Origin of the sequence: Neobacillus niacini (assembly GCF_000759675.1) — a bacterium.
GTDB classification, from domain to species: domain Bacteria; phylum Bacillota; class Bacilli; order Bacillales; family Cytobacillaceae; genus Neobacillus; species Neobacillus niacini_A.
Window position 1 is genome coordinate 25,181 of sequence record NZ_BAWM01000101.1, and the last position, 14,512, is coordinate 39,692.

Annotated in this window: 9 protein-coding genes; all 9 read right to left on the reverse strand. The window is 38.7% G+C overall.

All coding sequences use genetic code 11. The annotated features are described in order from the left end of the window. Window positions 1-124 precede the first annotated feature (124 nt). The 9 genes from TR08_RS23660 to abc-f all read right to left on the reverse strand — a co-directional run bounded on the left by TR08_RS23660 (window position 125) and on the right by abc-f (window position 14,142). On the reverse strand, window positions 125-1,915 hold the full coding sequence (locus TR08_RS23660; protein ID WP_045522431.1) for an ABC transporter ATP-binding protein: 1,791 nt from the start codon (window positions 1,913-1,915) through the stop codon (window positions 125-127). Next, on the reverse strand, window positions 1,912-3,651 hold the full coding sequence (locus TR08_RS23665) for an ABC transporter ATP-binding protein (RefSeq protein WP_045522433.1): 1,740 nt from the start codon (window positions 3,649-3,651) through the stop codon (window positions 1,912-1,914). The genes TR08_RS23660 and TR08_RS23665 overlap by 4 nt, the downstream gene beginning before the upstream one ends. Window positions 3,652-3,794: 143 nt before the next feature. Further along, window positions 3,795-6,167: a polyprenyl synthetase family protein gene (locus tag TR08_RS23670; protein ID WP_045522435.1), complete on the reverse strand. Its 2,373-nt coding sequence runs from the start codon at window positions 6,165-6,167 to the stop codon at window positions 3,795-3,797. A 157-nt stretch (window positions 6,168-6,324) separates the two neighbouring features. After that, the gene (locus tag TR08_RS23675) at window positions 6,325-7,530 is read right to left on the reverse strand and encodes an ABC transporter permease (RefSeq protein WP_045522437.1); all 1,206 of its coding nucleotides are present in this window, start codon (window positions 7,528-7,530) and stop codon (window positions 6,325-6,327) included. Next, entirely contained in the window at window positions 7,527-8,207 is a 681-nt protein-coding gene (locus tag TR08_RS23680; RefSeq protein ID WP_045522439.1) for an ABC transporter ATP-binding protein, read from the reverse strand. The genes TR08_RS23675 and TR08_RS23680 overlap by 4 nt, the downstream gene beginning before the upstream one ends. Beyond that, the gene (locus TR08_RS23685) at window positions 8,191-9,417 is read right to left on the reverse strand and encodes an efflux RND transporter periplasmic adaptor subunit (protein WP_045522441.1); all 1,227 of its coding nucleotides are present in this window, start codon (window positions 9,415-9,417) and stop codon (window positions 8,191-8,193) included. Before TR08_RS23685 ends, TR08_RS23680 begins: the two co-directional genes overlap by 17 nt. Window positions 9,418-9,584: 167 nt before the next feature. Continuing rightward, window positions 9,585-11,051 carry a protein adenylyltransferase SelO gene (locus TR08_RS23690; RefSeq protein WP_045522442.1) on the reverse strand — a complete coding sequence of 489 codons (1,467 nt, stop codon included), beginning with the start codon at window positions 11,049-11,051 and terminating at the stop codon, window positions 9,585-9,587. A 307-nt stretch (window positions 11,052-11,358) separates the two neighbouring features. Then, window positions 11,359-12,111: a glycerophosphodiester phosphodiesterase gene (locus TR08_RS23695; protein ID WP_045522444.1), complete on the reverse strand. Its 753-nt coding sequence runs from the start codon at window positions 12,109-12,111 to the stop codon at window positions 11,359-11,361. Window positions 12,112-12,237: 126 nt separating this feature from the next. Continuing rightward, entirely contained in the window at window positions 12,238-14,142 is a 1,905-nt protein-coding gene (abc-f, locus tag TR08_RS23700; RefSeq protein ID WP_045522446.1) for a ribosomal protection-like ABC-F family protein, read from the reverse strand. Window positions 14,143-14,512: the final 370 nt, after the last annotated feature.

Below are 14,512 nucleotides of genomic sequence, written 5' to 3' on the forward strand. Positions count from 1 at the left end.
ATAATACCTTATTTAAAATATTACCATAGCTGTGCTGATAAAAATTCGGGGTAATTTTACCAAATAGCCCATTTCTAAAAAAAGAGTCTTTCTATGGAACGAAAGACTCTTTTAAATGACTGTATTACATTGAATGGCTAATTGATTCTTCACCGATTTCTGCTTCTCTTCCAAACAGTCTTGCATAGACACCATTGTTATTTTCCAGCAAATCCGCGTGTCCGCCTTGTTCGACAATCGTTCCATTTTCTAGAACAATAATCTTATCTGCTGATAGAACCGTGGAAAGACGGTGAGATATAATGAGAATGGTTTGTTTCTTACCGGTTTTCAAAACAGACTCATTAATCTTCGTTTCTGTAATTGGATCGAGGGCTGAACTTGCTTCGTCAAGAATTAGGATTGGTGCATCTTTTATAATGGCCCTTGCCAGCGATAATCGCTGCTTCTGTCCCCCAGAAAGAAGACTGCCTCGTTCTCCGACCTTTGTATTCAAACCTTCTGGCAAGCTTTCCACCAGTTCATCCAGACCGCTATCATGCAAGGCTTTAAGTAATTCTTCATCAGTAGCTTCTGGCTTTCCGATTCTTAAATTATCCGCTAATGAACCGTTACGTAATTGGACATCTTGGGTTACAATCGCCATTTGTGACCGCAGCCATGTTGTATCCCATTCAGTAATATTTCTGCCATCGACTTCAATCTGACCATTTTTAGTATCATATAATCTAAATAACAAATCAACGATGGTAGATTTTCCTGAACCACTTGGTCCAACCAAAGCCACTTTTTCACCTGCCTGGATATCAAATGTAACACCTGATAATACATTTTCTTCTTTTTCTGGATATACAAACGTCACATCTTTTAGTCTAATACTGCCGCTTGCCCTTTTACCACGAATGCCTTCCTTTATTTCAGCCTCCGCTGGCTGGTGTGAAAGGAGAATGTCTGAACGATCTAGTGCCGGTCCTGTTCTTCTGACAGAAAGCCAGTTACGCAGTAATCTTTGCATTTCGTTGGCTGCAATCGTAACTAATCCGCCCGCAGTAAGCATTTGTCCACTAGTTAAATTATCGTTCCAAATTAATAAAGTACTAATTAAGTAGACAACGCCTAAAGCAAAACCATTATAGCTGGCAATTACCACTACCGATTGCATTCTTGCTTTTAGTTCCTTAATCGAATGCTTAACGAAGGTATTCCTGATGGCAATGACACTTTCCACCTCATTTTCGGAAACTCCCATAACCCGTGATAAATGAATTCCCGTGACCGATTCTCTCAGTCTTTCAAGATACCTGGAAGCCTCTTGTCTCGCGTCAGCTGAGGCAGCTCTAGTCCTGGCCCCCACATAATTGGAGGTCCAATAAAAGATAACACCTAGAATAACACTGGTAATCATTAAATAAGGATGAATCCAAAGCAGTACCAGACTATAAATGATAACTCCCTGGACGCTTGCCATGAAGGTTGAACCTTCCCATGCAAGAAAATTGTGGAGCGTATCAGGGTCATCCGAAACTCTTGCCAGTAGTTCCCCTGATGAATTGTTATGATAAAAGGAATATGGAAGCACCTGCAAATGACTAAAAAGGCGCAGCTTTTGCCAATTGGTTACCGTCTTGGCTGTCTGATGGCAAAAATATTCATCAATAACCATCATAACTAAATCAAAGATGGCAGAGAAGATTAATAACCACATTAACCCCCACAGCCAGGAGTGGTTTTCATTCGGAATGATCGTATCCACAAGCCAGCTAAGTGCTAATGTTGGGATTAATGCTGAAAAAACCTGACTTATTGCGATAACCACTGAGTCAGCAATTACCCATTTTTTATAAGGCCTTAAAAAAGCGAGAACTCTGCGGCCATCACGATTCTTTTTTTGTTGGGAGACAGTGTTTATACTCATCCAATCATCTCCTTTTCCAACTCGCTATATTGGGCTTTGTATAATTCATAATACTGGCCTCTTAATGCGAGCAGTTCTTCATGTGTTCCTTGTTCTGCTACCATGCCCTGGTCTAAGAGGAGAATTTTATCGGCGTTCCTAACTGTAACAAGTCTATGGGCAATGGTGATGGTAGTTCTTCCTGGAATTAATTGTTCAAGTGCCTCTTGAACTTTTTCTTCTGTTTCTCCATCCAAGGAGGAAGTAGCTTCATCAAAAATTAATACAGGTGGTTGCCGCAAAATTGCTCTTGCAAGTGCCACACGTTGTCTCTGTCCTCCGGAGAGCTTCAAGCCGCGTTCCCCGACCACGGTTTCATACTTCTCTTCTAAGGATTCGATTAAATCCTTCAACCCCGCTGCTTCAACAGCTTTATCCAATTCTTCTTGGGTCGCTTCCTTCTTTCCATATAAAAGATTATTGCGCAGTGTACTGTTTAAGAGAAACGTTTCTTGAGATACAACTCCTACCTGCTGCCTAAAACTATTTCGATTGTAGGAGAAAAGGTTCTTTCCATCTATAAGGACCGCCCCATCCTCAGGTTCATATAATCCTAGTAGAATTTGTATTAGTGTACTTTTCCCTCCGCCGCTTGTACCAACAATACCAATGTGATTCCCTTGTTCTATTGAGAGCGAAACGCCTTTTAGGATTTTTTTATCGCTATTAGGATAAGTGAACCAGATATTATCTAAGTCAATCTTTCCTTCTACCACTCCAAAGGATGGCAGATTTTCTTCATGTTCTTCCGGTAAATCAAAATATTCATAAATTCTCTGTAAAGCCGGAATCGCTTGTTGGATGGTTAGGGCATTTTCAGCCAGCGATCGGACCGGCAAAAACATAATAGGAATGAAACTAAGGCATGCAATCAAGGTTCCAATGGTCAGAGTACCTTCCCAGATGGAAAAGCCCCCAATTAACATGACAACGCCGGGAGTAGCTATATTAAATAAATTCCCCAGCCGCCAATTAACCTTCCCAATTAAAGCTGCACGAATTGAGTAGTTCTTCCATTCAGTTTGTTTTTTCTGCTGAGTTTCAATTTCCCTGTTTTGAGTTTGAAACGTCCTCACAAGCCTAGTGCTTTCAATACTTTCCTGTAAATGCTGATACATATCTGCACTCATATCCCTTTGGACGGCACTCATTTTCCGCATAGTTTTGCCTAGCTTAAATGAAGGATATATATAAATAGCAAATACGGCAAACATTACTATAGCTGCCGGCCAGTATAAAGCAAATACTGCGGTGAATGCGGCAACCGCACCGATCACTTGTTGTAAAATACGCGGGACAACCGTGTTATTCAAGTTTTGAACGGACTCCACATCATGGGTTAACCGGTATAACATGTCACCTCTTGGTGTTGTAGTAAAAAATGACATCGGTGTCCGATGCAGCTTTTTAAAGGCACGAATCTGCATGTCCGTTATAACATCCAGTCCGATTTTAACCTGCACATATTCCTGCAAGGTTTCAAACAGTGACTTGCCTAAGAATGCGACAAGAACACCACCGACAATCCATAGCAAAAAGGTTGTCTCTCTTGCTCCAATTACTTCGTCCACTAATTTTCCAGCCAGTATTGGAGGCAAAATCGTAAATGCTCCGCCTATTAATGAAAAAGTAAGAGCGAGCAGTAGTTTTTTCCAGTATGGTTTAAAATGATCCACTGTAGTTTTTAATAAATTCATAATAATCCCCCTCGCGAAATATTATTTTATTACAAATTCTAGAAATATTCATTACTATTTGAAATTTAAATTTTATATACTCAAGTAGTAACACAAAAAAGGTAACAGCCCTTGGATTGTTACCTTCCTTTTGAATAAACTTCTTAATGATTCCGGTGTACAATATAATTCAATAAATGCTTTAGAAAAGCGGTATTTCGTGGAACCTCTTTTAGTGTTTCCATCGCAAGACAATAATGTTCCCACATTGCTTTCTTAGCACCGTCAGAACCTAAGATTGATACAAAGGTTGAATTGTTATTTTCTGCATCTTTTCCGATAGATTTTCCAAGAGTATTCAAATCCCCTTCAACATCCAGGAGGTCGTCTTTAATTTGAAATGCTATTCCGGCATGATAAGCATATTTTTTCAAAGCTTGCCTTTCCAATTCTGTTGCATTTGCAAGAATAGCAGGCATAATGAGAGCAGCTTCGAAGGCAATTCCGGTTTTATAAAAGCACAACATATTCAATTGTTCCAATGATAATGGTTTACCTCTGGAACCTAAGTCCATCGCCTGTCCTTTACACATTTCTGCTGTCATTTGAGCAGAGTATTGAATCAAGCTAAGTACCGAATTCGAATCAAATTGGTCAAGTGATGCTTGTTCTTCAATGGCCTTCTGTGTAAGAAAGAGTCCCGTTAATTCGGCTATCGCATTGTTGTAAACCATGTGAAGAGTGGACCGTCCTCTGCGGATGGACGCATTATCTTGGGATGGCAGATCATCGAAAATTAGTGAAGCAGTATGCATAAATTCTAATGATCTTAGCAGCGGGACAATAGCCGACTGACTTAATTTATATTCGTTTATACCCATAATCCACGTAATGATCGGCCTCAGCCGTTTTCCATCTCCTTCAAGACTATAGTTTGCAGCCTCAGTAATCGGCTCTTTCAACAAAGATGCCGTTTCATCATTAGGGATAGGTAAGAGTTCGTTTATCTGTTCCCGTACACTTTCAATACTTTCTTGAAATTCTTCCTGTTCTCTGCGATCATTTTTTAGATTGGTAATCATATGGTCCCGAAGCAGTTTATCAAAGAAATCTACATCATCTGCTTTACTTACCATTTTTTGAATAACAGTATTAAATTTGGGATTTCCAGAAGCAAATAACTCCATTACTTCGTTGTACTTTTTTGTACCCATTCGTTCTTTAAATCTTTTTAGGCCGTTTATCGCACGATCCAAAATCACCTCACAGGCCTTGGAATTTGAGTGATACACGTTATGGATCAAATTGGAGATCACTGTCCAATATAATTCAAAAGGATTAATAAGATCTGTGCGCTTATCATGATATTTCAAATAATAGGTATAAGGTGTTACGGCACCGTTTTTCATGTCATCATACATATCTGCAAAATCATCCGCCAGCTGGTTGTAGATACCATAAAAAAATGTTCTGTTGTCAAAGCCCTCATCATCAGTTGCATTGATAACAGATCGAACAATCAATCGTGAAGAAGAGGATTTTAATATAATTGGGATATAAAGGTCTTCATTAGTATAATTTTCATTGGATAGATCCTTTACACGATCCACTTCTTGCGAATGAAAGAATACATAAGATTGCTCAAAAAAGGACTTCAATGTCTCTGGACTCTGTTTTGCCTTAATAAACTCAAAAGCTTCACGGAGTTCCGAATGGACATAGGTAATCAGATTCTTGTTCTTTTCTGCCCACTCACCTACTTCCGGTACATCCCCAGTGATGAGCGTGGTACGGATTAATTCGGAATATTGTTTTTTCTCATTATCTGATAAGACGTTGGCATCGAGAAGATCGTCAATAAACGGATAGGTCAAGCCATAGGAATAGCCAAGCTTAATAGCTCTATCAAGTTTTTGAGAACGTTCTTCAGGAGATATTTCAATGCCCATCTCTTCAATCTCGTGCATCAATACGCCAGCAATGATTTTAATCAATTTTCGCTGTGCATGGTCAGGATCCATCCCTTGGGGAATATGGGAGGATACAATCTTAAGTTTGTTTAGCAGCCAGATTATAGTTGATTCAATTCCTTCTTTCTGAGCCCACCTATACATTCCGACCATACTAAATGTATCCGTTTCTGCTGCTTTTGAAGTAAGCAGATGATTTTTCAAATTGCTGACTACTTGCTGAATCCTGGTCTGGGTCTCATTTGAATCCAATGCCTTTCCCAAATCACGCATGAAAATATAAGAAATGCTTCTATCCAGGTAATTATCTAGTTTGCCAGTGTAATCCAGATATTTAATATAATTGTAATAATCACCGGGATCTGATTTTCTCTTACCACGAGAAAAAAAAGAGAATAATGAATGATGGTGAATATGGTTTTGCTTCCAGGATTGTATATCTCTTGTCAGAGTAGGAACATAATTTTTTTGCCTAACCTGCAGATAAAGCGATTGAAAATAATCGCTTGCCTTCTGCTCAGCCTTTAAATAGCAGGTATCTTCGTTTATTAATAACTCCTTATTCATTCAAACATTACCTCAACTTCATGTTCACTTTAGTATGTATGTATATTAATAATACACGTAACCAGTAGCTTTATAACTACCAAACTCGAAATAAAATGAAAAATTCCCTCAGAACTTTCATCTGAGGGAAAATTTAATTCTTTCATAAACTATTATGTTACTCATATCTTAATGCATCAATTGGACTAAGTTTAGATGCCTTGTTTGCTGGAAGTAACCCAAATATAATGCCAATAAAGGCTGAAAAACTCACACCAATGAGAACGATTAACGGACTAATGGTGGCTGTAATCGGAGAAAATTTTGAAACGATGATACTTCCAATCACCGCTAAGCCAATTCCAATCATTCCTCCTAATGAGGTTAACGTGATGGACTCAATAAGAAACTGTAGCAGGATCTTTCTTCTAGTCGCACCAATCGCTTTCCGAAGTCCGATTTCTCTTGTCCTTTCAGTTACCGAAACAAGCATTATATTCATGACGCCAATCCCACCTACTAAGAGAGAAATACCTGCGATACTTCCAATTAGTAATGTTAGTAAAGATATCATTGTGTTTAATTCTCTTTCATAATCTTCGAAGTCATTTGTAGAATACTTGCCGTTTTCAAGACCCTTTTCTGCTGTTAATGTCTCGGCAGCCAGCCTGCCTGTTTCAGAAATGCTTTCAGGATCACTTGCAATCACCGATAATTGTTCAATTTCACGGTTGCCGAACATCATCGAAATGACTGAACGCGGCATGATCATTTCTCCACTTTCCATATTTCGAAATTGCTCGGGCAGTGGTGATTCATACACGCCCACAATCTTATAGGGATTATCATTTAGGTCAATAATCTCACCAATTGGATTTTCGGTTTCCTTGAAAAACTTTTCCCTGGCAATCGTATCTATCAGTAATACACGATTCAAACCATCATTATCCGCAGCATACAAAGCTCGTCCCTCTACGACCTTAATATCCCGAGCAGAGAAAAATTCTGGACCCACTCCGGTTATTTGCATTTCCCCTTGCTCTTCATCATGCACCATCATTCCCCAGCCCTGATTGGTTGCAAGAACAGCCTTAACACCAGGAACCTCCGAGAGTGTTTGGATATCTTCAGAGGTTAATTCAGGTTCCTCCCAGAACATCCCTTCCTCACCTTCGGGTGGTATGTATTCATAATAAATTTGAATAGCATTCTTATCAGTAGCGAACAATTCATCCGTCATTTGTTTCTTAGTCCCTTGTCCAATTGCTACAATAATGATTACAGCTGCCACACCAATAATGATCCCAAGCATGGTTAAAATCGACCTTATCTTATGATTCCAGATAGACGAAAGGGCAATTTTGAAACTCTCCCATATATTCATGAAGTTACCCTCCGGTCTTCGGTTATCAGGCCATCTTTTATCGTAATAATCCGCTTAGCGTATGCTGCTATTTCTTCTTCATGCGTGACTATGATAACCGTTTTTCCTTCTTCATTGAGCTGTGTAAATAGTTTCATTATTTGTTCACTCGTCTTCGAATCAAGGGCACCCGTCGGTTCATCTGCTAAGAGTATAGTAGGATTATTGACAAGTGCTCTAGCGATAGCAACACGCTGCTTCTGACCTCCAGACAATTGATTGGGTAAATGCTTCATTCGGTCTCCTAAACCTACTTTTTCTAGGAGGTCCTTTGCTCTCGCTGTTCTTTCACGCTTGGAAACCCCAGAATATACAAGCGGTGAGGCCACATTTTTAATGGCATTGTCTCTTGGAAACATAAAGAATTGTTGAAAAACAAAACCCACGTGTTCATTTCTTAGCCTAGCTAGGATACTCTCTTTTGCCGAAGCGATTTGTTCCCCATTTAATTCATATGTACCCGAAGACGGATAATCTAAAAAACCAATTATATTCATCAAAGTAGATTTACCAGATCCAGATGGCCCCATTATAGCAACAAATTCCCCGTCTTCAATCGTTAAATCAATGCCATGAAGCACAGGAACCTCTAACGAACCCTTGCCGTATACTTTTGTAATATCACTCAACTTCATCATAGGAGGTCACTTCCATTCCATCATGCATCTCTTCAGTTGGTGTAATAACCACAAGTTCTCCCGGCGTAACTCCTGATGTAACTTCAATGAAAGCATCGTTCATAACTCCCGTTTGAACTTCACGTCTTTCTAGCAGCCCATCTTTTAAAATATAAACAATTTTAATTCCAGCTTCATCGATTAGAGCAGGATGTGGGATCGCAATCTTTTTGGTGGAATCACCAGCTTTTATTTCTAAAGAAACATGGAAGCCTTGACGTAACTCTGAGGTATCATCTGTAATCACAACCTTAAAAGGGTACATGGTCACGTTACCAGCTCCGGCACCGCCTTCAAATCCTTCCCCACCGCCGCCTTCAGCATTTGGGAATTGTGAAACAGATTCAACCGCACCCTTCCATTCACGATCTTTAAAAACTTTTGGGCGGATAATAACCGGTTGTCCTTCCTTTATCTTGACTGTGTCGAATTCACTCATCGTACCAATAACTTTATAGGGTTGACTTGAAATAATGTGGATAACAGGTTCTGCTGCACCTGCTTCTGTTTTTGCTACATTTTGATTAACCTTAACAATAATCCCATCCATTTTGCTTACAATCGTCATTTCATTTTTCTGTGCATTTAATTCTTTTATTCGGTCTTCGGCAGTTGTAATTTCCGACTTTGTATTTTCATATTGCATCTCTTGTTGGATCTTGTCGTTCGAAAGCTGGTTCACGTCTTCTTGTGTAACAAGCCCTTCAGCGGCACCTTCTGTTTCTGGAGTTTGTGTTTCTATCTTCTTTTTAGCTTCTGCCAATCGCTTGTTTAGATCTGCAATTTGATTTTGTTCTGTTTTTCCTCTACTCTGCAGCAATTCTTTTTCACGGACGGCTCTTTTAAGTTCACTATCTATTTTTGAAGAGTCATAGACTACTAGCGGGTCACCAGCTTTAACAGCTTGGTTCTCTGCCACTTTAAATTCACTAATCTCCCCTTTTTCCGGCTCTAAAAAGACTTTTTGCTCACTTTCCGGGACAATCTTACCCGTAACAAGAATGGATTCTACCAATTCTTGTTCACTTACTTTTTGAACGCTTATACTCATTACACCGTTATCATTACTAACTGATTGTGTACCTGTTTTTGCATATAAATATGTACCCGTACTCGCAATGACAAGTATTCCTATAATAGTCGCTACCCAAATCCATACCTTTTTCTTCACTTATATACCCCCGTCAATTCTATTATTCATCTACTATCAACTATAAACGTACTGGAAATATTTTCAATAGTTTTTAATGGTGAATTTTTCTATTTTTAATCGATAGATTCCATACAAAGACAAAAAGCCTTTCAGCTGAAAGGCTTTTACTTTGTAATTTAGCATTCTCAAGTTCCGCAGAAGGTTCGATATGGACGAGGTGATGGCGCTGGCAGAGTAGTGTAATCTATCTGTTCTGGAGAGTTCGCATATGGATTGGATAAGACCTCAATAAGCCTCTCCATCACACTATAATCTCCATTATTCGCTGCTTCCAGTGCTTCCTCTACACGGTGGTTCCGAGGTATTACAGCAGGATTACTGTTCCTCATTAACTTTTTGGAGGCGTCCACCGATTCATCTTGTCTTCCTAATCTTTCCTCCCATCGCTTATGCCACTGAGTGAATTCTGTTGTTCCTTGCAGAATTGTTTCTTCTGGTTTATCAAAGGTTAATGCTCTGAAGGTGTTAGTATAGTCTGCACGGTGCTTCTGCATCATTTCTAGAAGGTCTCTAATAAGGGGTTTATCTTTTTCATCCTCATTAAATAATCCTAATTTCGCTCTCATTCCCTCGAGCCAATTCGATTCAAATAACCCAGCAAAGTCAGAGAGCTTATCTTGTGCGAGCGTAACTGCCTGCTCCTGATCCTCATGCAGCAGCGGCAGCAGAGACTCAGCTAACCGTGCTAAATTCCATACACCAATATTCGGTTGATTACCGTACGCATACCGGCCTTCTCTGTCAATGGAACTAAAAACAGTAGCGGGATCATAGGTATCCATGAAGGCGCAAGGTCCATAATCAATAGTTTCTCCACTAATCGTCATATTGTCGGTGTTCATCACCCCGTGAATAAAGCCAACCAACTGCCATTTAGCAATCAGCATCGCTTGACGTTTAATCACTTCCTGAAGAAACGAGAGATATCGGTTCTCATCATCTTCAATTTCAGGATAATGGCGTTTTATTGCATAGTCTGCCAGCTCCCGAAGTTCCTCTTCGCTGCCCCATCTTGCCGCATACTGAAAGGTACCAACACGCAGATGACTAGCAGCTACACGAGTTAAAATTGCACCGGGCAGATCCGTTTCGCGAATGACAGGCTCCCCGGTTGATACCACTGCAAGACTCCGGGTGGTAGGAATACCTAAACCATGCATGGCTTCGCTGATAATATATTCACGCAGCATTGGTCCAAGTGCCGCCCGGCCATCGCCCCCGCGGGAGTAAGGCGTTCTTCCAGGACCCTTGAGTTGAATATCAAAGCGCTCACCATTAGGTGTTACCTGTTCGCCGAGCAGCACTGCTCTGCCATCCCCTAACATCGTAAAATGCCCGAACTGGTGCCCCGCGTAAGCTTGTGCAAGAGGTGAGGCTCCTTCTGGTATTTTATTGCCGGCAAAGACCGCAGTACCATTCTCACTTCTCAAAGCCTCTATGTTCAATCCAAGGGATGTTGCCAAAGGTTCATTGAAAATAGCCACCTTTGGAGAACGTACAGAGGTTGGATTGGTCCTTTTAAAAAATATGTTCGGCAAACGTGCGTAACTGTTATCATAGTTCCATACTGTTTCGATTATTTCTTTTGTCATCGTATCCCCTTTTCTTCTTTTATCTTTCTACCTAGTTTATCCTTTACCCATATTAAAGTATGCCAGTCACAAACCCATTAATAATTCTTTTGTAAAAGGAATATGATCCGTAAAATATCCATCTACGTGAAGTGCTTTTACTCTTTCCTGCTCCTCTTTTTGGGTATCTGGATTATTGAAAAGACATGCACTTCTTTCCCTTGTCGATGTAATTCATTAACATTTTTCATTGTTACATCCGTTGATTCCATGCCTATTATCGGGCAATTACCGAGAAAGAATAATTCCCGCTAACTTTATATGCAAATTATTTCCGCTCATTTCTTATTAACAATGCTTTCTCCGGAAAATTCGTCATAATAGCATTGACACCAAAATCTAAAAGTTGATTGATTTCTTTACTATCATTAACCGTCCATACCCGTATATTTTTGCTTATCTCTTTCAAATTACAATTATCCATCAATACAATATCTTTAGATAGATGTAATCCTTCCAATTCGAGACTGTGAATGTAATCTTGTGCAAGTGTAATCTGTTGGTCGAGCAGCCAAGCGATGTTTGCTGATGAATCTATCCTTTTAATTCGAATCAAGGTAGGTAAATGAAAAGATGAATAAATCACTTTTCTATCGTTCCCATATTTTTTTACTAAAGATAATACTTTTTCTTCAATCCCTTCGTAAGGAATGATATTTGTCTTTAATTCTATATTTAATTCAATATCATATGGCCATATTAATTCTAGTACCTCCTTTAAAGTCGGCACACTTTCTAATCTCCATAGAGATTCTTCGTAGTTCCGAAAATGAGAAAACTTCACTCCAGCGCTAAATCCCTTAATATCATCTAAACTTAAATCCTTTACATACCCAGTTCCGTCGGTCGTTCTATCAAGCATTTCATCATGAATAACAACAATTTCCAAATCTTTTGTCATATGAACATCTAACTCAAGACCTTCCACACCTTGTTCAATAGCTTGTTGGAAACTTAATAGTGTATTTTCAGGAAAATCCCCCATACTGCCGCGATGACCATAAATTTTAGTCTTTTCCATATAACCACTTCCTTTGGTTAAAGTAGAATAGAGAATAATGCTGTTTGCTTGGCCTTATCCTCTATCTTATATATTACTTTATTATGTTATTATTCGCCTCTAGCTGCATTTGCTTGTTCAATTGCATCATTTGCTTATCCACAATTCTATAACTGAATCAAGTTCTTGACTTAAATGTGTTTTTTTAGAATAAAGCTTATTAAGTTCCTCATAATCGAGTTGATCATCAGCCATCGCTAAATCTATTGTTTTTATTTCATTTTCCAGACTTTCAATCCTTGCTAGAGCATTAGCCTTTACTTCTTCTTGGTTTATACCTTCGGGTTTAATTCTTTGTTTCTTACCTTTTTCACTATTTACGATGGGTTCTTCCTTTGGTTGCTGACTTTTATAATAATCGTAATTTCCCTGATAGCTTTTAAAGCCATAATCCTCCAAAGCAATTACTCTTTCAGCGATTTTATTAATAAAATATCTGTCATGAGAGATAAAGATAATCGTACCCTTAAAATCCTCGAGGGCTTCCTCAAGGGTTTCTATTGAGTCAATATCAAGATGATTCGTCGGCTCATCCAGGATTAATAAATTTATGTCTTGATATAATAGCATAGCTAACTTTAGCCTGATTCGCTCCCCACCTGACAAATGCTTTACTTTTTTGAAGGGGCTCTTTTTATAAAACATGAATTTTGATAGATATTCCCTAGCTTTTCCCTCCAGAATTGATATATCTTCTCTAAAAGCCTCTAGCACAGTGTGCTCTTCATTATTAAAAGTAATCTTTTGAGGTAAATAGGCTGCCATCACATTAGAACCTAATTCTACTAACCCTTTATCCGGCTGTTCTTCACCTAGAAGCATTTTTAAAAAGGTTGTTTTTCCACTGCCATTAGGACCAACCATCACTACTCGCTCACCATAATGAATCATTAAATTAGTGTCCTTAAATATAATCTTTTCGTGAAACCTTTTTGAGAGTCCAATCGATTTGATGGTTTCATTTCCCGAGCGTTGTGTTACTTTTAGGTCCAACCTCATATTCTTTCTTTCAAAAACGGGCTTATCTATTCGCTCCATTTTATCGAGCTTTTTTTGTATACTGGCAGCTCTTCTAAAGAACTTATTATTATCAGCCCTCATCGCCCAGTCTCTCAGACTCGTAACGGTCTTTTCCATGTTATTGATCTTTTTTTGCTGTTCTCGAAAATGCTCATATTGAATCCGCATATTTTCTTCTTTTTGACTAACAAATGAGGAGTAGTTCCCCTTATAGGAGATTGATTCCATATCCTCAATTTCGACAATTTTATTGACTACATTGTCCAGAAAGTAGCGATCATGGGAAACAATAATGATAATTCCCTTATAGCTCTTAAGATAGCCTTCAAGCCATTCAATTGCCTTCATGTCTAGATGATTGGTCGGTTCATCGAGCAGCAATATATCCGGGTTATGAATCAACAGCTTTCCAAGTACGACAGTCGTTTTTTCCCCGCCGCTTAATAAATCAAAATCCTGGTTTAAAAACCTTTCTGCAAAATTTAGCCCAGTGCAAACCTTGTTTAATTTTTCCTCACGTTCGTAACCTCCCTTTACTTCAAATAATTGAACCAGATCACTATATTTATTTAAGGCTTTTTCTAGGGCAGTGTCTTCCAGTGTTTTCATTTGCTCTTCTAATTCCCGCATTTGGTTTTCTATGATGACAATCTCTTCAAAGGCAAGGTTTAGTACATCTATAACTTTTAGACCTTCCGGATACACAGGGGATTGTTCGAGATATGCCTTAGTCGCTCCTCTTGGCAGGTTAATCAGACCTTCATCATAACCAGGGCTTGAGGTTTGCGGGTAACCTGGATAATAATGCATTTTCACGATTCCTGCGATTAGTTTAAGAATCGTGCTTTTGCCGCTTCCATTGGCACCGACTATACCAACCTTATCTCCTTCATAAGCTTCAAACGTTATATTTTTAATCACAAGGGTAGCTTCCATAAATTTTTTCACGCCATGTAATTTCATTTCTAACATAAAATCGCCTTCTTTCCTCCATAATCTAAGTTACGCACTTTATGGACAGGACAAAGAAGAACCTGCATTACCTTATTTATTTGTAAAATAAAAAAGACCATAAGAAGATGGTTTCTTCTCACAGTCTAAATAATCAGTCAATATAATTTACTTTAAGTAGAGTAAGAAAAAGCACATTATTATGCCAATAAACTCATACTAGTAGTATGGTAGTAAATTATAATTTTGATTTCAGTAAAGTAAGTTACCTTCTAAATTGCCTTAATTCCATAAGAGCATAACAAATAAACCTAACTTTTATAGGTGAATTGACACTCATTACAAAATCGATATTAATTTTAAAATAAATTAATATTAGCAATTAGTTGTT